Consider the following 20665-nt stretch of genomic DNA (forward strand, 5'->3'; position numbering starts at 1 on the left):
CATGAGGAGGCGCTCCTCACGGTTGAGCCAAGTTCCTTCTTAGCGTGGGGCAGATCGCAAGGCTTCGCGAACCCGGTGTGGGACAGAAACCCCCTTGTGGTGAAATAGGTCGAGGACACCTCAGGCGTTAGTTGATAGCCCGAAAACGAGCGAAGCGCGCCGATCGTCTCGTGACTAGACAATCCCCCACGCCCGAAACCTCCCCCTCCCCGTCATCTCCCGAAGGCCGAGTTCCAAAACGATCCGCCGCGCCGCCTGCGGCGTGACATCCAGCGTCTTCGCCACCATGCCGGCTGACACGAGCGGTCTCGCCATCACCAGATCGACCAGTTCCGGCAGTTTTGACGACGTCCGGCGCCGTTCCAGCTTTCGCACAAACATCGTGCGCGCCAACGCCAACCGGTCATGCTCTTTCAGACCGATTTCGGCCGCCGCCAAAAACCCGTGGGCGATGGCAAGCAGCCGCGTCTCCCGATCGCGATGCCGTCGCCGATCGACGGGAATGGTTTTCAGGCCAAGATTGACGGCCGCGAGATGCGCGCCTGACGTGATGCCGGCCTGGCGCAGGATCGAGCCACAAAACAGCCGGCCGAGCCAGGGCGCATGCTGCAGAACGGCCAACTCGTTCCAGGCATCGAGCGCGACGATGGCCTGCAGCACCGCCGGCAGATGTTCGGCCTGGCGCAGCACGCCGCGCCATTCCTCCAGCCGCTCGTCCTCGTCCCAGTCGAGATCATAGATCATCGGATTTTTTTCGGCTCCGCCGCCACGGCCGGGCCGGGTTGCGTTCTCGATCGCAGCCTCCGATCGGGCCAGTAGCGCGTCGATGGCGGCATAGTCGACGCCAGGGAGATTTCCGACGTCGTCACCTTCCTCCCCCTCCCCTTCCGCTTCGATCGCGGCCGCCGGCCGAATAACTTCGGCCGTCGTCGCCTCGTCCCCGCCGCCCGACCCGATCTCCGATGTTTTCCGCAGCGTGCGCAAACCGTCGGGGGAAAGCGCCCAGTCGGGTATTTGGGTTGCGATGCGTCGACGGGTTCGCAACACGTCGCGGGCGATGGTGAGCTCGTGGGTCGGGGTGCGGATATCCCGCGTGGCGTCGTGGAGGACGAGGTCTTCGAGATGGACGAGCTCGCCGTCGATCCACAGCGAGGCGCAGGCGTCGGCAAAATTCTGGCGTTCTATCCACCCTGCCCCAATCGGGGAGCGGGCGATGCGCTCGTCGAGACGCACCAATCCGATGACGGCGTCGAAAGCCGGTCGCATCAGGGCTGTCATGCTGATTTTCGCGAGATCGTAAGCCATTGATTTTATGGTAAACGATTTGCTAAAGGAACTCTATCGGAATGTTTTGGTTCCCTACATGGTATGATTGCTGGTTGGGTTTATAACCATCGATAAGTACTGGTTATCGATGGCAGTTGATCTGGAGTCGCAAATCAGAAAGAACTGGGGCAAATGGCGGCCCTGAAGGCCGCCAAAACTGCGATTTTGGAGCGCCCGTGGCCAAAGCCAAGAAATCAGCAACCGCGGTGGAGTGCCGCGCCGAGGAGCTCGACACCATCGCCGCCGTGCTGCCGATCGAGCGCCGCGACGAGCTCGCCGAGCTGCTCACCGACCAGGATGTCGAGACGCTGCGCCATCTCGTCAACCAGGGCATGGGCGACAACACGCTGCGGGCGCTGACTTCCGACCTTGCCTATCTGGAAGCCTGGGGACTGGCGGCGACCGGACAATCCCTGCCCTGGCCGGCACCCGAGGCGCTGCTTTTGAAATTCGTCGCGCATCACCTCTGGGATCCGCAGCACCACGAGATGGATCCCGATCACGGCATGCCGGCCGCCGTCGACGAAAAGCTTCGGAGCCAGGGTTTCCTGAGATCCGTCGGGCCGCACGCGCCAGCCACCGTGCGCCGGCGGCTGGCGAACTGGTCGACGCTAACCAGATGGCGCGGTTTTAACGGCGCCTTCGCCTCCCCTTCTGTGAAATCAGCAATCCGCCTCGCCGTGCGCGCTGTCCCGCGGACGCGGCGCCGCAAGAGCGCCAAGGCGGTCACCGGCGATGTGCTGGCAAAGCTGCTGTCGACCTGTTCCACCGACAGCCTGCGCGATCTGCGCGACCGGGCGATCCTGATGGTCGCGTTTGCCTCCGGCGGCCGCCGGCGCAGCGAGATCGCCGGCCTGCGGTGCGAGCAGCTGACCGTCGAGCCGCCGATCGAGGAGCCGGACGGCCCTCCCCTCCCCTCACTTGCCATCCATCTGGGCCGCACCAAGACCAGCTCCGGCGAGCAGGACGATGTCGTATACCTGACCGGCCGGCCGGTAGAGGCGCTGAATGCATGGATGGTGGCCGCGAAGATCGAGAGCGGCAGCGTGTTTCGGGCGATCGGGCGGTGGGGGACTGTTTCGAAGCGGGCGATCGATCCGCAGTCGGTCAATGCTATCCTCAAGCAGCGGGCCGAAATGGCTGGGTTGGATGCTGGGGAGTTTTCCGCGCATGGATTGCGGTCGGGATATCTGACAGAAGCGGCCAATCGCGGCATTCCCCTCCCCGAGGCTATGGAGCAGTCGCGCCATCGCTCCGTGCAGCAGGCGTCTAGCTATTATAACAATGCAACAAGGAGGAGCGGCCGGGCCGCGAAACTTCTCTGACCGAACTCGACAGAGGGCCGTCTTGAGCAAGGTCGGGTACAAGAGTACTGCGATTAAGAGCGAATTTTCACGCTAGCGATTGGTGCAGCGGGCCTTGAGTTGCTAACCGACGTCACCCACGGCAGCGGCCTAGGCGTCCGAATGCTATAACGAGCAATCTCATAAACGCTTTGAAAGCGTTCTTTGTTACATGAGAAGTTGGCAAGAGCCAGGTAGAGTATGACCGACAAAAAATTCTTATGCGCCACGTGTGACCAAGAACTCCAGATATGTCATTGCGAATGTTCAAGCATGTTCGTAGCGGGCACTAAACGTCTTTGTGAGCTCTTGGAGTTCTGCCTCAAGAAGACGGATCATGAATTAATCATCTCTTCGCCTTGGATAACGGACAAAGCCGTGCGGACGATCACCGAGCGTTTGGCAAAGGAGGCGCATCGGATATCAATACATATTTACACCGACTACGCGTCAAACCGGGAAGAGCCAGGTTTGAGTAAAAATAAGCGGCAGACCCTCACCCAGGGCAGCAAAGTCACCTTGAAGAAGCGATTTGAGCGGAGCGTGCGGACGCTCCGCTCCCTTGGGGTATCAATCCATCAGCTTCGGAACGTTCACAATAAATCGCTCGTTGTAGACGACAAGATCTTCATCGACGGTTCTTTCAATTGGCTTTCTGCAGAGAGGACAGCGAATTCGCCGGTGGTTCGCCACGACTCTGCTTTGGTCATCACCGGCAAACAGGCGCATCGTCATCGATGCGAATATCTGGATGCCCAATACCGGATAGAGCTCGAACCAGAGCCATTGTATCTCGACGACACCGACCGAGACAACGACATAATGGATTTCATTGATCTCAACACTGAAATCGCTCGGTTTCCGAGGAACAAGGATGAACCAATATACACTCGGTCGCTCGCACTTCCGCAGTGCCAGCCTTTGTTCTTTGCCGTCTGCGAGCGGGACAAAGGCAAGGTGATGCGACGTGGTATCGACATGGCCATCCTGAAACTCAATGAGGGATCCGTCCCGCTTATGCGGGAGGAGAATTTTCATATTGAGGACGCTTTGGTCGCTGCGAGGCCATACAATGAATACGACGACGAGCAAAAGCGCTTCGTAGTTTTCAGGGTGGAGCGCAGAAACCTCGCCACGGATATCAGGTTAACGGGCACGTTCTCGCGGAGTAGGCCTCTCCGCGATAGCAAAACTCCACTCCAGACACATGACATCATTCCACCAAACGCGTTGTGCCTGCTTCCAACGGTCTTCGAAGAGAGCTAAGAGGGATTGGGAATGACACGCCCCGATGTATTGCCTGCGGCTGCGCTTTCTGCCCTGACTGACGTGGCCGAAAGCCTAGCCAGGCATATGCCGATTGATCGTAAAATCGATGGAGTTGACAGGATCACGCAGCACCGCTACTCGAATTCGCTCATCGAAAACTCGCCTGCACAGTCAGCCGCAGGTCGCATTCTGTAAGAATGCAAATATGCTTCGCGGCTTCGGTCTAAATGAATTTAGCGCAGCCCGACGCAACGGCCGGGCAGCGCAAATGCTTTAGGGCGCTATGGTAGCTCCGCGCATCCACTAGGCGTGAACCCCGCGGCTCCCATACTTCTATAGTCCGTCGCGATATTGACGAGCTGGGACATTGCTTTTGCAAATTGCATAGGAACGATGCCGCTCGTCACGAGCGCAGACCGGAGGCGAATTTTCGCCGGGGCAATGCCTGTCAGTTTGGTCAAAACGCCTGGATCATTCTTGAAAAAGCTGATGCGATCGAGATGCTTCTGGATTGGCGTCCGCTTGCCGTTTCGCATTCCCGTAGTCGTGTAATCAGCAAGACGTTCACCAACTTCACCAACCGTTCGATCGAGCAGCAGCCGTTTGCACTCAATGATCCAGACATCACCCTCCTTGTTCCAGGCGAGCACGTCTACATCTCCAAGTTCCTTCTTTCCGTGGAACTGTGTCATCAGCTGATCGGGCAGTGCCGTCAGGCCAAGCTCCGTCAATCGCGCCGCAACGGAATGATTGAAGGCATGCCCGCGCTGATCGACGACTTTGCCGATCCATTTTCCGATCTCTTTGGTATCGAATAATTCGGCTCCTAACCTGCCTTCGATAACCTCGAAGTAGCGCCGAACGACTCGTAACAGGAGTACCGAAGAAACCAGGATTTCGGGGTCCTCGCCATCGCTCAACTGAACAAACGGGCGTCGCGTCAGCGACAGCTTCCTGTTCATTCTCCAAGGCTCCCAATCCCGCGGACGGGCGCCTTCCGGCTTTAACTCGTCCCACTGGGGCCTCGGCCTTAAGGTGAGAGATACGTAGGCGCGATCAACGTCGACATCGGTGCCGAGATCAGCCAGCAGTTCACGAAATTCGGTTCTGGTCATCGAGACCAGGATATCACCATTTCCGAGTGCCATTTCCGCCACGCTGTGCGACAGCTCGATGAGCTCCGCTAGCCCCATGCCGAACTCAGCGCGCACCCCCGCGATGAGGTCGGGATCGAGCACCGGAGCCGTGGGGCTCCGCGCGTCAGGCTCGGATTTGTCAAATGAATCCGCGTAGCCTGCGGCCGCATCGCGAAAGGCGCGGTCACCGTGCGCGTGAGTATAGGGCTTATGCAGCTGATCGTAGAAACCCTTATCAAAGAGGAAGCATCCACTCGGTGTGATCCTAAGAGGACCTGTTGCCAAACCGTAGTAGTAGGCATCGCTTTGCGTCGCACAGTCTATCAGTGTGCAGACTTCCGCAAGCAGTTGGTCGAAGTCGATCTCCGTGCAGGAAATGCCGCCTTCGGTCGGGCAGGTACACAACGCCATTTCCGCCATCGCTCGGCTGGCCACTCCGGCCGAAGCCCGCTTCCCCTCCTGCTCATTGTGTGTCGACAGGACATCTCCCTGATCCTTGTGCAGGGCAAGAAGCGCTGCAGCGGTCTGGCCCCACTTGGCTCTATCCCGATCGATAGCCTCATGGTTAACAACCGCTTTTACGACCAGACTTCGTCGATCAATCGTTGCCAGCCGAGCACGGATTCTATCCCAAAGCCGAATCACCGCAGCATGTAGCAGAGATTTGACATTGCCTTGCTCAACAATCCCACGCCCCGTTGCGCCAGCTAGCGTCGCCAGCCCGAGGTCGGACCAGGCCCGGTCTTCGTCTGATTGATAGAGCGGCGTCGGTAGGGGCAACGCCGCCTGGATCATCTGCTCGGGGTCTCCTGCCGGGATCGCATGTGCAAAACGGGCGTCCTTAGTGCCAGCAATCCTTACAGCGAGCTCGTCCGCCCAATCGACTGAGCGAGGCAATCCCGCCAGCTGGCTGGCGCCAAGCGCCATCGCTGCGATGAGATAACGCTCCGCAATGTTCGTCTCGTGGATGTAACCACATAGACTGGCAATCCTTGAATCGATCCCGATCACGCCGCTCGACACTGTCACATTTGGACGCGCGAGCTGATCGGCAGCGATCGGGGCCAGTTGTGACAGGTCTTCAAGATCAGAGAACAGTAATTCCATCGCAACCGGGCCGGCCGGCAGGGTTGTCAGCTCATGCTCTAAAAGAGGCGCCAACCTGAGCAGCCATTTCTGTGCCGCGTCCCAGATGTTCAGGGTCAACGCCCGATTGCCAAACGGTCCGAATTCCTGGTCGATCCACCACGGTCTCTGCTCTGTTTCGACGACAACCCGCAATTTGTCCTGGAGAGCATCCATCGGCGAAACGAAAATGGGGAGTTGACTGACTTCCTTGAAGTACGAGGACGTGGAACGCCTTTGCACCTCGATGAGCGACCGCCCGTCCGGTCCTATAGTGAGATGGTAGTCGCTCTCCGTTCTTATTCGATGACGCGCCAGACCGGCGTAGCCACCGTCGAGGGTCGCTATCCCTGACAACGGCAATTCGACGGGCACAACTTCAAAATTGCGTTCCTGCAGATAACCGTAGAGATTGATGAAGCCGTAAGGGTTTTCGATTTGCCAACCGCGCGAGTGAAGCTTCTCCTGTTGCTCCAGGATTTTCCAGATCCGCTTCGCGGTGAAGTCCCCATCCCAGCTCATTCTTAACCCATCGCTCAGCGACAAGTCGACGTGATGCCAACTGGCCGGAGAAGATGCAGCATCTCTAGCCGATCCTCGCCCTACTCCGCCATGGACGAAAAGAGTTAGCCCGTGCCGATAGTTGGGGCGACTGGCAAGTTCGGTTTCAGCGTCGCGAACCGATTCCATCACTCCTTCGCCCACCTCGGATACTCCGAGCAGTCCTGTTTGCAGTGTCTCGGTAAGATCGTCGCCAATGTGCACAATAACAGCATGGCAGCCATCTCCGAATGTCGTCCTAATTAGGGTGGTGCGCGAATTCAGCTGCTCCAGATCGTCATCCGAAATCCGATTGCTGAAGCCAAGATTTGATGCGAAAAATGTCCGAACGTCCTGAAGCTCGACAGCACGGAGCGTGGCCTCGAGGCGCGGCAACGCGTTCTCCGATTGGGCAAACTCCAGAATAAAGCGGCGTGCTGCTGCCCCGATTGCGGTCGGCAAGGCGAGGAGCCAGTCGTTTCCCTGCCTCAGCAATGGGTACCGCTCCAGGAGCGAATGCCCGAGCACGTCTGACCCAATGACGTCGCGCTCATTGTCTGCAAGAACAAAGGGGGCGATTTGCCAAGCATGAATACGAAGGTTTTCCAGGTCCTGGACGCTGAACCGCGCGGCCGACCGCGTTGCCTCGGCTGTACCTGGCGAAACGGTGACTTTTTTTCCAGGGCGGGACGCACATTTGCCATAGCGTTTGACACCGGTTCGCTCCGAAACCCCGCGGGCAATTTGGAGAATGGCCATTACGTGGTGATAGGCGGCTTGAGCCCATTCCTCATCGGGCAAACAGAGCAGGGCAGCCAGAAGGTTCTGAAGGTAGTACCCGTTATCAATCCAAGAGCCTTCGAGCAGGACGACGCCGCCTCCCCATGCTGGCACGACGGTGGCAAAAACATCTTCGACAGGATCCTCACCGAGGCCAAGGGGGTCTTGAAGCAGGTCATCATTGAGCCACTCACGGATCTGGGCATCAGACGGGATTTGCGTTCCCCGGCAGAAAGCGACGGCGAGATGGATCAAGGCCTCGATCCGGTACGTGGCAACCTGATTTTCGGGGATCGTCGACAGACCCGATAGCGTCTGGACGAGGTGGAGGCCGTCGAACTTCACTAGCCGCGCACACAGTTTTGCCTGCCGCGTAGCCAGGGCATTAAGGTGAAGGCCCTCCCCTAATTGGTTATGTAGCTTTCCAGTTAACAATCGCAATCTCGCTCCAGCATTTTTACAACATGATGGGTACCTCAAGTCGATCGTGCTGGTAATGTTAGGCAACTCTTTTTGGGAGGCTGCCAACTTCGTCCCCAGCCTTCTAGGCAACTTGGGGGATTAACCTGCTTCATTTCCTCTAATTATCTGTATTTGCTTGAATATCTTTCAAAAAAAACGGCTGACAATCGGGATTGGGAAAATAGCCGGATCGGCATCGTAGTAACTAATTTGGCGGTTTGCGTCTATCCCACGCGACGTATGGTATCACCGTTTGCCTTCAACAGAGACATCAGCATCGGTCCAAGCGAGAATTCCCCACGTTCCGCGCGTTTCGTGAGGTCGCGAAGATAGCCTCCAGCAGAATTTATGAAGTTTGATCGCTCGAGAATGCACGCCATAGCCACTGCGGCATTTTCTGGCCCCATCGCATTGCAGGCCTCCTCATAGGCTGACGGGCTGACACCCAACATCGAGCGGACCACCACGGCCGCAGTCATCAGCTCTCGCCAATGTGAAACGCCGCCCCCCGGCCCATAGTCTCCAATCTGCGGACAAGCTCGAAGAATCATTCCCAGCGGGAACACTTTGATCTGTTCGAGCTTTGCCTTCGTCTCTCCAGGCGTCACACTCGTTGCTTGAGGCTCTTCCGGCCCGCTCTCGCCCTGCTCTTTTTCGGAGCTAGGTTCAAATTCACTTATAGATTCGGTATTTGAATTCTGTATGTGGCGGTCATTTGAGATGGCATTGCCGTGCATATTTTTGGTTTCTGATTGCATTTCCAGAAGGTTGAGTGCCTCAGAACGCAAGAGCTCCATCTCATCGAGTGTGGCTTCGACTTGATTTCTGTCCGGATAGCGAGGATGCCGCCCCAGAATTCTAATATACATCATTTCGACATGCTCCCAATTGCCGGGAGCGCCTTCCTCAATCGCAGCTGTTATCAACTTGCGGACATCTCGGCGGCAGATCGTGAGTGCTTCCTTCGCCCGGCGAAAGCGCATACGCTCCGCGGCTACGTCCTGAGCCAGCAAGGCAAGCTCGGTCGCACGCGCAAGCAGCGGGCTCAGATCAAAGCCGTAAGCCTGTTCGATCACCCCAGCTCGATCGCGGTGTGCATAACGTTTTCCGTTTGGACTATCACGACGCTGGATAAGTCCTGCATCGACGAGTGCTCCGAGTTGGCGGCGCAGTGTACTCTCGGTAATCCCGTGAGCGCGAACGGACAGCTGCGCATTGGATGGAAATACAACAAGTCCGTTCTCGCCATCGAGCTGTGGATCAGGGTAGAACGTCAAAAGGGCATCGAGAACGGCAAGCGCTCTGTCTTGCAGGCCAAAGCGTTCCCTCGCTTCGCACACATCGCGAAATACTTTCCACTTTTCGACACGCGTGCCTGGTGTTGAAGCCGCGATCGCCAATTGCCCTTTCACCAAGGCAAGCGTCGCCGGCCGCCGCCCAAAGGGCGTCGTTACATGTCTCGTTTGCATTTTTCTTTCACCTTTCTTCAGGCAAAGGAAATCCGCTCACCAAATCGGTGCCAAAACTCTTGACTGTGATTCCGGGAAATGCGATTCTCGATCTTGCTAAGGATAACGAGAGAGGCTTTCGCGGTTTACCGTTCGGGGGCCTTTTTCTTTTGCGGTCTAATCTCCGTTGCGTTCAGGTTTGGACTGCCTGTATTCGTCGTACAGATGATCCATGCGGCTAGAAAGCCAATCGCTGAAGGGTTTGGCTTCCGCATTCGAAAGCTCGATCGCGACCTTCTTTGACCTGGCATTCATTGTGAGACTCAGCGAACTATCGCTCGACGTCCATTCTTTCGACGATCTCGGGCTTTTCGGATTCTTGGCCGCTGACTTGTTCTTGTACCGGGTGAGATACCCGTGCAGGTTATCGAACCTCGCCTCTTCCTCGAGCTTTAGAAACTCAGCCGTTTCCACATAGCCCGTGGCGATCTTCAGAAGGGCAGGGGTCAGCAGCAGCTGGCGCAAGCTCAACCACTTGTCGCGGCCGATTTTCTTGGCCGCGCCGAGAGCCTTGATGACCGGGGCAGGGACCACATCGACCACGCCTAGCATTTTGGAGAGCATTGCCTCATCAACCGCCAGCGAAGATCTGACCACGTCCTTCGTCATCCCGGACGCGATCAGGTTCTGTGCGAAATAAGCACGCTCAATAAACGAGAGATTTAAGCGGGCGGAGTTTTCCTGTCCTTGCGCAATCGCAGAGTTGATGTCGTCTAACTTCTTGACGACGGCCTTGACCGGTATTCCGAGTTCTCGAGCGACCTTGAGGCGACGATGGCCGAAGACGACCATGTAGCGCTGTCCGTCTGACGAACTGGGTCGAACCAGAATAGGTGTCGTTTGCCCAGATTCTTTGATCGCTTGCTTGAGCTCCTGAAATTCCTCCCCGTCGTCTGAAAGTCGATCGGCTACGAAGGAGACGTCGAGTAGTCGCGGATCCAAATCCACGATCACCTCGCCCTCCATGAGCTTCTTCGTATTCTCCGCTAGGTCCTCAATGGACCGGACGACTGTCTTTGCAGCGCCAGTCATGCCGTAGCCAGGCTTCGTTGGCGTTTTCTCGTTCAGCGAGGAAAGATCCAGTTTTGCGAACGGGTTTTCACGCGACATCATCGGCCTCCATATTCGCCATCAAATGCGATAAGGCATTGGCTCGGCTCGTAAAAAGCGGGAAAAAAACGGCTGACAAGTTGATCATTTCCTCCCCCATGCACTGTGGATGAGATCCACGACCTCGCCATTGGCCGCGTTCAGGCTCTCCATAGCGCGGTCATAGGTCGAGCGAACGAAATCACCGCGCTCAACCTCATACAAAGTCTGCTTTCGTATCGATGCATCCGATATCGCCGTCGACTTAAGCACGTGATTTCGCAGCATCTGTTGTGCAAACATAGACTGCATAAAGCCGACCATCTGTGCTTGCGGAATATCGGTCGGCTCAAAGCGCGTTACGAGGTAACGGAACCATTCCACACGGATTTCTGCACCAGCCTCTGCAACGGGGGTCATGATGCCGCCCAGCATCTGCAGGAACTGGCTCATCGACATGATGTCCAGCATTTGCGGGTGGATGGTAATCAGGATGCCGGTGGAGGCCATCAGCGCGGTGATCGTTAGATAGCCGAGTTGCGGGGGGCAGTCGATGATAACAACATCGTACCTGTCATCCACTTCCTTCAGCGCATTGACAATGCGCATGTGAAACAACCGGCCCTCGTCACCTTTCCGGGAGGAAATGGACAGGGGCACATCGTACTCAAATTCCTGCAGCACGAGATTTGCCGGGACAACGTCTAGTCCAGGAATGTTCGTCGGCTGGATCACCTCTGAGATCGGCTTGCGCTCATCATCGAAACGAAGCGCTTCGTATAGAGACGCGGTGTCATCGAGTTCGGGCTGAATGCCGAACAACGACGTAAGTGACGCCTGAGGATCGAGATCGACGGCGAGGACACGGTGACCGGTGAGGGCTAGGTATTGCGCCAGATGCGCCGCTGTCGTCGTCTTGCCGCTTCCGCCCTTGAAGTTCACGACCGATACGACCTGCATCGGCTCGCCTTCACGACGACGGGGAACGTAATAGCGCTTGTCGGATTTTTTGTTGGCTTCGAGGTACTCGCGGAGTTCCAGCATCTGATCCGCGGTATAGTAGCGTCGGCCGCTGACCGATTCGATCTCTGGGCCCTTCCCTTCGGAATGGATTTGCCGGAGATGGCTCTGGGTAACGCCCATGAATTCGGCGACTTCGCCGAGCTGAAACTTGCGCAGTCCCTTCCGAGCGTCCGGAGGATACTGCTGGCTGCGCAGCATATGCAACGCGCTTGAGATCTTCGCCCCTTGCTGGGCGATCTCAACGTCAAACCTGTTGGGCTGCTGATGGCTCATTTTGAAAACTATTTCCCGGGAGGCTGAACTTTCGAAAAAATGGCCCCATAGCCATAATTTTCGCAACTATCTCCCGATTCTCAGATAGCCGCAAGAGAATTAAGGTTAACAAAGGGTTAAGGCAAAATCGACGGGTTGCACACCCATAGCTTCTTTTCCTTGCGTTTTCACGGATTTAGCTAGGGGGATGGCCCGCCGCGTTCATGGTCCGTTTTACTGTGAATCCTACAATGCGCCCCGCGTTTATGTGGCTGCGCAAGGCCCCCTCGATCACCCCTTATCGCTTTTCCTTGCCGACTCGCGTGAGTGCGACTTGTAGGATCCTACAACTGCCTCTCGATTCAATTCTGTGCTGATTTCGCCGCCACCAACAACGACGGAGAAAGTTCATGCAGGTTCTCGCGTTTTCAGCACCCCGGACGATTCAAGAGGCTCACCTCCTTCACCTCCACTACCAGCTACGTGCGCGGGTTTTTTCCGACCGCCTCGGTTGGGAGGTGGACGTAACGGCGGGGTACGAGTCCGATGGCTTTGACGCACTTCGACCGACCTATGTTCTCGCCATCGCCGAGACCGGCCAATTGGCTGGGTGCGCGAGACTTCTTCCGGCGCTTGGTCCGACGATGGTAGCCGATGTTTTCCCCTCGCTTCTCCCCGACGGTCAGCTCAACGGTCATGCCGCGATGATCGAGAGTTCCCGGTTCTGCGTCGATACGGCTCTCACGGAGGGGAGGGCGGACGGCTCGGTCCATGAAGCGACGCTCACCATGTTCGCTGGCATCATCGAATGGTGCATGGCGAATGCGTACACTGAGATTGTTACGGTGACCGATCTTCGGTTTGAGCGGATCCTCGCTCGCGTTGGGTGGCAGCTGCATCGTTTAGGCGAACCCAAGAAGATCGGCGTGACGATGGCCGTAGCAGGCACGCTGTCCGCCGACGCAGATACGTTCCTCAGGCTTCGCCCCTCCAACTACCGTTCTGAACTCGCCCCCTGTCAGCCTGGCAGCCTAAGGAGAAATACGTGAACCAGCTTCGCTCTCACCCTCGGCTCGTCCGCAAACTTCAGGATGCGCTCGGCGATCAGCTTTGTGTTGCCCTGGATGACGTGAATGTCGTCGAGATTATGCTCAATCCAGACGGAAAGCTGTTCATCGAACGGTTAGGTCACGGCGTTGCGCCCGCCGGCGAGATGTCATCCGCTGCCGCCGAGATAGTCATTGGTACAGTGGCGCACGCGCTGCAGTCAGAGGTCGACACGGAACAGCCCATCATCTCCGGCGAGCTGCCAATCGGTGGCCATCGCTTTGAGGGACTGTTGCCCCCCGTTGTCACCAAGCCTGCCTTCGCGATTCGTCGCCGGGCATCACGCCTCATTCCGCTCGAAGACTATATTTGCGCCGGCGTGATGACAGAATACCAAGCCGCAACGATCCGCAGTGCCATTTCCACGAGGCTGAACATCATCATTTCCGGGGGAACGGGCTCGGGCAAGACGACGCTTGCGAACGCTGTGATCCGAGAGATCGTCAAATCCGCCCCAGACGATCGCCTCGTCATTCTCGAAGACACCGCCGAAATCCAGTGCGCAGCCGAGAACGCCGTTCTCCTCCATACCAGCGATACGATCGACATGGCGCGGCTCCTCAAGAGCACGATGCGGCTGCGCCCCGACAGGATCGTCGTTGGCGAAGTTCGCGACGGCGCGGCCCTGACGTTGCTCAAGGCCTGGAACACCGGCCACCCGGGCGGCGTGGCGACCATCCACTCGAACACCGCCATGTCGGCGCTGCGTCGGCTTGAACAGCTCACGGCCGAGGCAAGCCAGCAGCCGATGCACGAGGTGATCGGAGAGGCGGTCGACCTGGTCATTTCGATCGAGCGGACACCGCGGGGGCGGCTGGTTCGCGACATCATTCAAGTCGAGCGGTTCATCAACGGACAGTATGAGATCGAATCCGATCAGCCCACTGAAGAACAGGAGGCGCGCCATGTCGCGTAAGCATACCCTCATCGCGGCCGCGCTCGCGGCGGCGCCAATCGTTCTTGCCTCTGTCGCGCCGGCGCTCGCCAGTTCCGGCGGCAGCCTCCCATGGGAAGGGCCACTGCAGCAGATTCAGGAATCGATAACCGGCCCGGTCGCGGGTGCGATCGCGCTTGCAGCCGTGGCCATCGCCGGCGGCATGCTCATCTTCGGCGGCGAGCTCAACGATTTCGCGCGGCGACTTGTGTACGTCGTTCTTGTCGCCGGCATCCTGCTCGGCGCCACCAACATTGTCGGCCTGTTCGGTGCGACCGGCGCTTCGATCGGGCTGACCGACGAGCAGATCACGTCAATTGGTTCGAACAGAGGAGGGGAGGAAGATCATGGCTGAGTCCCTGTCCGGCCTGCGGCGTAACCGCATCCATCGCGCGCTCTCTCGCCCGAACCTGCTCATGGGCGCCGACCGGGAGCTGGTCCTGATCACCGGTCTTGCAGCAGTGATCCTGATCTTCGTCGTGCTTACGGCCTATTCGGCGATCTTCGGCGTCACTGTCTGGGTCGTGATCGTCGGGCTGCTCAGGATGATGGCGAAGTCCGACCCACTGATGCGGCAAGTCTATATCAGGCACATTTCCTACAAGCGCTACTACAAGGCAACCACTACGCCGTGGCGACGGTACTGAGGAGGCGGCCATGGTAGCTCTCAAACGCTTCCGGGTAACTGGCCCTTCCTTCGCCGATCTCGTTCCCTATGCCGGCCTGGTCGACAATGGTGTCCTCCTCTTGAAGGACGGAAGCCTGATGGCCGGCTGGTATTTCGCTGGCCCGGACTCCGAAAGCGCGACCGACCTCGAGCGTAACGAGCTGTCGAGGCAGATCAATGCCGTTCTGTCGCGGCTCGGAAGCGGCTGGATGATCCAGGTGGAGGCCATCCGTATTCCAACGGTCGACTATCCATCAGAAGATCGATGCCATTTCCCCGACCCGGTAACCCGCGCAATCGATGCCGAGCGTCGGGCGCATTTCGCGCGCGAGCAGGGCCATTTCGAGAGCAAGCATGCGCTGATCCTGACCCACCGGCCGCTCGAATCCAAAAAGACTGCTCTCAGCAAATACATCTATTCGGATGAGGAAAGCCGGAAAAAATCCTACGCGGACACGGTGCTCTTCGTGTTCAAGAACGCGGTGCGAGAGCTTGAGCAGTATTTGGCCAACACGCTTTCGATCCGGCGAATGGAAACCCGTGAAACGGTCGAAAGGGGAGGCGAGCGAATTGCCAGATACGACGAGCTGCTGCAGTTCGCGCGGTTCTGCACTACCGGGGAAAGCCATCCAATCCGGCTACCCGACGTTCCCATGTATCTCGACTGGATCGCCACCGCGGAGCTTGAGCATGGACTGACGCCAAAGGTCGAAAACCTTTTTCTCGGCGTCGTTGCGATCGACGGTCTGCCGGCCGAGAGCTGGCCCGGTATTCTCAACAGCCTAGACCTGATGCCGCTGACTTATCGGTGGTCATCGCGCTTCATTTTCCTTGATGCCGAGGAGGCCCGGCAAAAGCTCGAACGGACGCGGAAGAAATGGCAGCAGAAGGTCCGGCCGTTCTTTGACCAGATATTCCAGACACAAAGTCGATCCGTCGACCAGGACGCGATGACGATGGTAGTCGAGACTGAGGATGCGATCGCGCAGGCCTCGTCGCAACTGGTTGCCTATGGCTATTACACACCGGTCGTCGTGTTGTTCGACAGCGATCGCGAAGCACTCCAGGAGAAGGCCGAAGCGATCCGGCGGCTGATCCAGGCGGAAGGTTTCGGGGCACGGATCGAAACGCTCAACGCCACTGACGCCTATCTCGGTAGCTTGCCAGGCAACTGGTATTGCAACATCCGTGAGCCGCTGATCAACACCAGCAATCTCGCCGACTTGATTCCGCTGAACTCAGTCTGGTCCGGAAACCCCGTCGCGCCATGCCCCTTTTACCCACCGAATTCGCCGCCCTTGATGCAGGTTGCGAGCGGCTCGACAGCGTTTCGTCTGAACCTGCACGTCGATGATGTCGGCCACACGCTGATCTTCGGTCCGACCGGTTCTGGCAAGTCGACGTTGCTCGCCCTGATCGCCGCGCAGTTTCGTCGCTACGAAAATGCGCAGATCTTCGCCTTTGACAAAGGCAGTTCACTTCTGCCCCTGACGCTCGCAGCCGGCGGCGATCATTATGAAATCGGCGGCGACAGTGTGGAAGAGGGGAGGGCATTGGCCTTCTGCCCACTCTCCGAACTCAAAAGTGTTGCCGACCGGGCTTGGGCGGCGGAGTGGATCGAGATGCTGGTCGGTCTGCAGGGTGTCACCATCACACCCGATCATCGCAACGCCATCTCTCGGCAGATCGGCCTGATGGCGAGCGCCTCTGGTCGCTCACTCTCGGATTTCGTCAGCGGCGTGCAGCTGCGCGAGATCAAGGACGCACTGCATCACTACACCGTCGACGGCCCGATGGGGCAGCTTCTCGATGCGGAAGAGGACGGCCTCACGCTCGGCGCCTTCCAGACCTTCGAGATCGAGCAACTAATGAATATGGGCGAGCGCAATCTCGTGCCAGTGCTGACCTACCTGTTCCGCCGGATCGAGAAGCGTTTGGATGGGTCGCCAAGTCTGATCGTCCTCGACGAGGCGTGGCTCATGCTCAGCCACCCTGTGTTCCGCGACAAGATACGCGAGTGGCTTAAGGTGCTGCGCAAGGCAAATTGCGCCGTCGTTCTTGCGACCCAATCGATCTCGGATGCCGAACGATCCGGGATTATCGACGTGCTGAAGGAATCCTGCCCGACCAAGATTTGCCTTCCGAATGGCGCCGCTCGTGAGTCGGGCACGCGAGAATTCTATGAGCGAATAGGGTTCAACGAGCGTCAGATCGAGATCGTCTCGAGCTCGATCCCCAAGCGCGAATACTACGTCGCTACCCCCGACGGCCGGCGGCTCTTCGACATGTCGCTTGGGCCAATCGCACTGAGCTTTGTCGGCGCGTCGGGCAAAGAGGACCTCAAGCGCATTCGCGCACTGAAATCCGAACATGGCCACGAATGGCCGATCCACTGGCTTGAAACGAGAGGAGTTCACGATGCCGCATCGCTACTCAAGTAGATGGCTCGTCTGCTTAACAGCCGCCGCTCTCACGATTGGAGGCTCAGGCACGGTGCAAGCTGGGACAGCCACCGGCGCTGCGACCGAATGGACGCAGCTCGCCAACAATGCGCAGCTTGTCGATCTCATGAAAAGCTCCGGCATCCAGGTCGACAATCAGCTGACGCAGATCAGCCAGCTTGCAGAGCAGATCCAGAACCAGCTGAAGATCTACGAGAACATGTTGCAAAACACCGCGCAGCTTCCTGATCATATCTGGGGGCAGGTCGAAAGCGATCTCAACCAGCTGCGCAGTATCGTCGACCAGGGACATGGCATCGCCTTTTCCATGGGGAATGCGGACGACGTTCTTCAGCAGCGCTTTCAGAGCTATGCCGATCTCAAGACCAATTTGCCGAGCAACGCAACCTTCTCCTCGACTTACCAGTCCTGGTCGGACACCAACCGTGACACGATCACCAGCTCGCTGAAGGCCGCGAGCCTGACGACCGACCAGTTCGAGAGCGAGGAAGACACGATGTCCTCGCTGCGGTCGATGTCCGAGACGGCTGACGGGCAGATGAAGGCTTTGCAGGTCGGGCACGAGATCGCCGCTCAGCAAGTCGCGCAAATGCAGAAGCTTCGCGGCCTCGTCTCCCAACAGATGACAATGATGGGAACATGGCTTCAGACGGAACAGACCGACAAGGATCTGGCGCAGGCGCGGCGGGAAAAGTTCTTCAACGCCGAGGTCAAGAGCGTTCCGGAGGGCCAGAAAATGGAGCCGCGCTGGTGAGCCGCCCCGTCCTGATTGCCTTGCTGTTGGCTGTCGCCGCTGCATCGTCTGCAATGACAGTGCTGATCGTCAATTCCCGAAACACAGGAACACCTGCGTTCACCGAGGAGCAGCGCGCCGTCCGGGAAAAATTCTTCGGCTCCGACAAGGAGCTGCCGCCGATCAAGGAAGGTCAGGAGATGCGCCCGAGATGGTGAAGGTTGCTGTCGCACGCTCGTTCCTGATGACAGGTCTCTTTTTCCTCGCCTATGCCGTTCCCGCATTCGCGCAGGAGGGGCAAGTCCTCACGGAATTGGAAAACCAGGTCTCGTCTGCTGCGAGGGGGTGGGAGACCACCATCATGGAGGCGGCGAAATCCCTATTCTGGATTCTCGCAACGATCGAGATCGGCATTGCGGCCGTCTGGTTGGCGATCCAGTCAGCCTCATTGGACAGCTGGTTTGCCGAACTGGTGCGGCGGATCATGTTCATCGGGTTCTTCGCATTCGTTCTGACCCAAGGTCCGACCTTTGCGCGAGCGGTGGTCGACAGCCTTTTCCAGATTGGCGCCGGCGGTGGTTCAGCGTCGCCCGCTGAGGTGTTCGACGCCGGAATCCGCGTCGCGTCGCAAATGTCGGAGCAGGCACAGTTTGGGGTTTTCGAAGACAATGCGCTGGCGATCGCGGCGGTGTTAGCAATGGGCATCGTCGTTATCTCCTTCTCGCTGGTTGCAGCGATTTTCGTGTCGGTCATGGTCGAAATGTATGTCGGACTGCTCGCCGGCATGATCATGCTCGGGCTGGGTGGTTCGTCCTTCACGAAAGACTTTGCTGTTCGATACCTCGTCTATGCCTTCGGCGTCGGCATGAAGCTGATGGCCTTGGTGATGATCGCCAAGATCGGATCGAACGTCCTGCTTGGCCTTGCGCAAGCTCCGACTGCCTCATCGGACCAGTTCGTTACGACCTTGGCGATCGCCGGTATTTCCGTCGTAGTCTTCATCATCGCCATGTATGTCCCGAGCATCATCCAGGGCGTTGTCCAGGGCGCATCGGTGTCCGGAGGAATGGAAGCGATCCGCCACGGCGGGCAGGCGGCGTCTTTCGCCGCAGGCGCTGGCTTCCTCGCCGCCGGCGCCGCCGGCGCAGGCTTTGCGGCCGCGCAAGCCGCACGAGCTGCTGGTTCATCCGTTGCAGGTGCCGCTCTTCGCGGCATGGGCGCGAGCTTCAGTTCCGGCGCGCAAGCAGCCGGATCAGCCGCGAAGGAAAAGGCAATCGGCTCTCCGGGCGCTTATGCCGGGTCCATTCTCGGACTGGCCAATGCGAAGCTCGATGAACAGCGCGGCGGTCATAGCGGACCGAAGCCTCCTCCCGAACGCAACGACAAACCGTAATCGAGACAAGGGAAGAATAAATGGCAGCGAACCGCGCCCCGGAAAACCCATACCTTGCCGCCCGCCAGGAATGGAGCGAACGCTATGGTTCCTATGTGAAGGCAGCCGCCGCATGGCGGATTGTTGGTGTCCTCGGTCTGGTAATGGCCGTCATCGGCTTCAGCTACGCGATGTATCTCAGCACGCAAGTGAGGCTCGTGCCTTACATCGTCGAGGTCGACAAGCTCGGAACTGCGGTCACCGCAGGCTTCCCCGAGCAGATCGAGTATGCCGATGTCCGCGTGGTGCGCGCCACACTCGGCAACTTCGTCACGAGCTTTCGCTCGATCACGCCGGATGCAGTGGTGCAGAAGCAATATATCGACCGCACCTACGCTCTTCTTCGCACCTCCGATCCGTCGACGGAGAAGGTCAACGCCTGGTTCCGAGGCAATTCTCCGTTCGAGAAGGCAAAGTCCTCGACCGTTGCCATCGAGGTCAACAACATCGTGGCGCTCTCGAACCAGACCTATCAGATCGACTGGACGGAATACGAGCGGGACCGCAAGGGCAAGGAAACCGGCACGCGGCGGTTCCGCGGGATCGCAACGGTGACGCTCACCGCGCCACAGGATGAGGCGACGATCCGCCTCAATCCGATCGGCCTCTACGTCCGGGATTTCGACTGGACGGCACAGCTTTAAGGGTAGGGATTCTTTCAATGAAAAAAACGGGATTGATCGCGGCCGCCGGCTGCATGGCCGGACTCTTGCTTGCGGCGGGCGCGCAGGCGCAAAGTATGACGAGCAACGAGGTGAAAGGAACAAATCTTTCCAAAAAGTGGCGCGGCACGCCGGGATTGGTGACGACGGGACCGGACGGAAAGGTGATCTTCCTGTTCGGCGAAACGCAACCTTCCGTCGTCTGCTCGCCGCTGCAGGTCTGCGACATCGAACTTCAGGGTGGCGAGATCGTTCGCGATGTTATGGTCGGCGACACCGTGCGCTGGAAGGTAGAGCCGGCCACTTCGGGGGCCACAGGCGGACAGGCGATCCATCTCATCGTCAAACCGTCGGAGCCAGGCCTTCTCACCTCAATGGTCGTGACGACATCGCGGCGCACCTATCACATCCAACTCAAGTCCCATCCGAGCCAATACATGGCGCGCGTTGGTTTCGAATATCCGGAAGACGTGTCCACCAAGCTCGCCGACATCAACACCCGTCTCGAAACGGGCGGCATTCCGGGCACCGCGCCGGACAAGCTGAACTTCTCCTATTCAATCAGCGGCGGTGCTTCGTGGAAACCGAAGCGGGTCTATTCGGACGGGGTGAAGACCTACATCCAGTTCCCGAAGTCGATCTCCGGCCAGGATGCGCCTGTGCTTTTCGTCGTCTCCGGCGGTCAAAATCGCATCGTCAACTATCGCATGAAGAACGACATGATGACCGTCGACTATGCGATCGACAAGGCGATCCTCGTTTCCGGTGTCGGTTGGCGGCAGCAGAAGATCACCATCCGGCGGGGAGGCTGAACC

17 protein-coding genes are annotated in these 20665 nt (G+C 58.3%); 12 read left to right on the plus strand and 5 right to left on the minus strand.

The genetic code is table 11. The annotated features are described in order from the left end of the window. Positions 1–174: 174 nt before the first annotated feature. Positions 175–1314, minus strand: coding sequence for an RHE_PE00001 family protein (locus HJB82_RS15505; protein ID WP_221140642.1), 1140 nt, complete (start codon positions 1312–1314; stop codon positions 175–177). Positions 1315–1502: 188 nt separating this feature from the next. On the opposite strand from HJB82_RS15505, the gene HJB82_RS15510 reads away from it, so the two are divergent. Next, positions 1503–2651: a site-specific integrase gene (locus tag HJB82_RS15510; protein ID WP_221140537.1), complete on the plus strand. Its 1149-nt coding sequence runs from the start codon at positions 1503–1505 to the stop codon at positions 2649–2651. Between the two features lie 291 nt (positions 2652–2942). Continuing rightward, positions 2943–3935, plus strand: a complete 993-nt coding sequence (locus tag HJB82_RS15515) for a phospholipase D-like domain-containing protein (protein WP_221140539.1) — start codon at positions 2943–2945, stop codon at positions 3933–3935. 284 nt (positions 3936–4219) lie between these two features. On the opposite strand, the gene HJB82_RS15520 is transcribed toward HJB82_RS15515, so the two are convergent. The 4 genes from HJB82_RS15520 to repA form a co-directional block, all read right to left on the minus strand. After that, positions 4220–7864, minus strand: coding sequence for a hypothetical protein (locus HJB82_RS15520; RefSeq protein WP_221140541.1), 3645 nt, complete (start codon positions 7862–7864; stop codon positions 4220–4222). Between the two features lie 341 nt (positions 7865–8205). Further along, positions 8206–9450: a plasmid replication protein RepC gene (gene repC, locus HJB82_RS15525; RefSeq protein WP_221140543.1), complete on the minus strand. Its 1245-nt coding sequence runs from the start codon at positions 9448–9450 to the stop codon at positions 8206–8208. Between the two features lie 156 nt (positions 9451–9606). Then, positions 9607–10599 (minus strand): plasmid partitioning protein RepB, encoded by a 993-nt coding sequence (repB, locus tag HJB82_RS15530; RefSeq protein WP_168259693.1) that lies wholly within the window; start codon positions 10597–10599, stop codon positions 9607–9609. A gap of 84 nt (positions 10600–10683) precedes the next feature. Further along, the gene (gene repA, locus HJB82_RS15535; protein ID WP_221140545.1) at positions 10684–11874 is read right to left on the minus strand and encodes a plasmid partitioning protein RepA; all 1191 of its coding nucleotides are present in this window, start codon (positions 11872–11874) and stop codon (positions 10684–10686) included. Positions 11875–12263: 389 nt separating this feature from the next. On the opposite strand from repA, the gene HJB82_RS15540 reads away from it, so the two are divergent. Genes HJB82_RS15540 through trbG form a run of 10 tightly spaced genes read left to right on the plus strand, consistent with a single transcriptional unit; the run spans position 12264 to position 20662 of the window. Beyond that, positions 12264–12902 (plus strand): acyl-homoserine-lactone synthase, encoded by a 639-nt coding sequence (locus HJB82_RS15540; RefSeq protein ID WP_127431485.1) that lies wholly within the window; start codon positions 12264–12266, stop codon positions 12900–12902. Further along, positions 12899–13876 (plus strand): P-type conjugative transfer ATPase TrbB, encoded by a 978-nt coding sequence (gene trbB, locus HJB82_RS15545; RefSeq protein WP_221140547.1) that lies wholly within the window; start codon positions 12899–12901, stop codon positions 13874–13876. Before HJB82_RS15540 ends, trbB begins: the two co-directional genes overlap by 4 nt. Further along, positions 13866–14249: a TrbC/VirB2 family protein gene (locus tag HJB82_RS15550; RefSeq protein WP_168337876.1), complete on the plus strand. Its 384-nt coding sequence runs from the start codon at positions 13866–13868 to the stop codon at positions 14247–14249. Before trbB ends, HJB82_RS15550 begins: the two co-directional genes overlap by 11 nt. Beyond that, positions 14242–14541 carry a conjugal transfer protein TrbD gene (locus tag HJB82_RS15555; RefSeq protein WP_131702484.1) on the plus strand — a complete coding sequence of 100 codons (300 nt, stop codon included), beginning with the start codon at positions 14242–14244 and terminating at the stop codon, positions 14539–14541. Before HJB82_RS15550 ends, HJB82_RS15555 begins: the two co-directional genes overlap by 8 nt. A 10-nt stretch (positions 14542–14551) precedes the next feature. Beyond that, on the plus strand, positions 14552–17002 hold the full coding sequence (locus HJB82_RS15560) for a conjugal transfer protein TrbE (RefSeq protein ID WP_221140548.1): 2451 nt from the start codon (positions 14552–14554) through the stop codon (positions 17000–17002). After that, on the plus strand, positions 16980–17777 hold the full coding sequence (trbJ, locus tag HJB82_RS15565; protein WP_221140550.1) for a P-type conjugative transfer protein TrbJ: 798 nt from the start codon (positions 16980–16982) through the stop codon (positions 17775–17777). The genes HJB82_RS15560 and trbJ overlap by 23 nt, the downstream gene beginning before the upstream one ends. Next, on the plus strand, positions 17774–17974 hold the full coding sequence (trbK, locus tag HJB82_RS15570; protein ID WP_131702481.1) for an entry exclusion protein TrbK: 201 nt from the start codon (positions 17774–17776) through the stop codon (positions 17972–17974). The genes trbJ and trbK overlap by 4 nt, the downstream gene beginning before the upstream one ends. Beyond that, positions 17968–19149, plus strand: a complete 1182-nt coding sequence (gene trbL / locus HJB82_RS15575; RefSeq protein WP_221140560.1) for a P-type conjugative transfer protein TrbL — start codon at positions 17968–17970, stop codon at positions 19147–19149. The genes trbK and trbL overlap by 7 nt, the downstream gene beginning before the upstream one ends. Before the next feature lie 20 nt (positions 19150–19169). Next, entirely contained in the window at positions 19170–19832 is a 663-nt protein-coding gene (locus tag HJB82_RS15580) for a conjugal transfer protein TrbF (RefSeq protein ID WP_034523051.1), read from the plus strand. Between the two features lie 17 nt (positions 19833–19849). After that, positions 19850–20662, plus strand: coding sequence for a P-type conjugative transfer protein TrbG (gene trbG / locus HJB82_RS15585; RefSeq protein ID WP_087002831.1), 813 nt, complete (start codon positions 19850–19852; stop codon positions 20660–20662). Positions 20663–20665: the final 3 nt, after the last annotated feature.

Source organism: Rhizobium sp. NZLR10 (genome assembly GCF_019685125.1).
In the GTDB taxonomy this organism is placed as follows: Bacteria; Pseudomonadota; Alphaproteobacteria; order Rhizobiales; family Rhizobiaceae; genus Rhizobium.

What these genes read in the sequence shown, in the direction of transcription:
- HJB82_RS15515 (WP_221140539.1), top strand. Translation starts at nt 2,943, where the DNA reads ATGTTCGTAGCGGGCACTAAACGTCTTTGTGAGCTCTTGGAGTTCTGC.
- repC (WP_221140543.1), bottom strand. Translation starts at nt 9,450, where the DNA reads ATGCAAACGAGACATGTAACGACGCCCTTTGGGCGGCGGCCGGCGACG.
- repB (WP_168259693.1), bottom strand. Translation starts at nt 10,599, where the DNA reads ATGTCGCGTGAAAACCCGTTCGCAAAACTGGATCTTTCCTCGCTGAAC.
- repA (WP_221140545.1), bottom strand. Translation starts at nt 11,874, where the DNA reads ATGAGCCATCAGCAGCCCAACAGGTTTGACGTTGAGATCGCCCAGCAA.
- HJB82_RS15540 (WP_127431485.1), top strand. Translation starts at nt 12,264, where the DNA reads ATGCAGGTTCTCGCGTTTTCAGCACCCCGGACGATTCAAGAGGCTCAC.
- HJB82_RS15550 (WP_168337876.1), top strand. Translation starts at nt 13,866, where the DNA reads ATGTCGCGTAAGCATACCCTCATCGCGGCCGCGCTCGCGGCGGCGCCA.
- HJB82_RS15555 (WP_131702484.1), top strand. Translation starts at nt 14,242, where the DNA reads ATGGCTGAGTCCCTGTCCGGCCTGCGGCGTAACCGCATCCATCGCGCG.
- HJB82_RS15560 (WP_221140548.1), top strand. Translation starts at nt 14,552, where the DNA reads ATGGTAGCTCTCAAACGCTTCCGGGTAACTGGCCCTTCCTTCGCCGAT.
- trbJ (WP_221140550.1), top strand. Translation starts at nt 16,980, where the DNA reads ATGCCGCATCGCTACTCAAGTAGATGGCTCGTCTGCTTAACAGCCGCC.
- trbL (WP_221140560.1), top strand. Translation starts at nt 17,968, where the DNA reads ATGGTGAAGGTTGCTGTCGCACGCTCGTTCCTGATGACAGGTCTCTTT.
- HJB82_RS15580 (WP_034523051.1), top strand. Translation starts at nt 19,170, where the DNA reads ATGGCAGCGAACCGCGCCCCGGAAAACCCATACCTTGCCGCCCGCCAG.
- trbG (WP_087002831.1), top strand. Translation starts at nt 19,850, where the DNA reads ATGAAAAAAACGGGATTGATCGCGGCCGCCGGCTGCATGGCCGGACTC.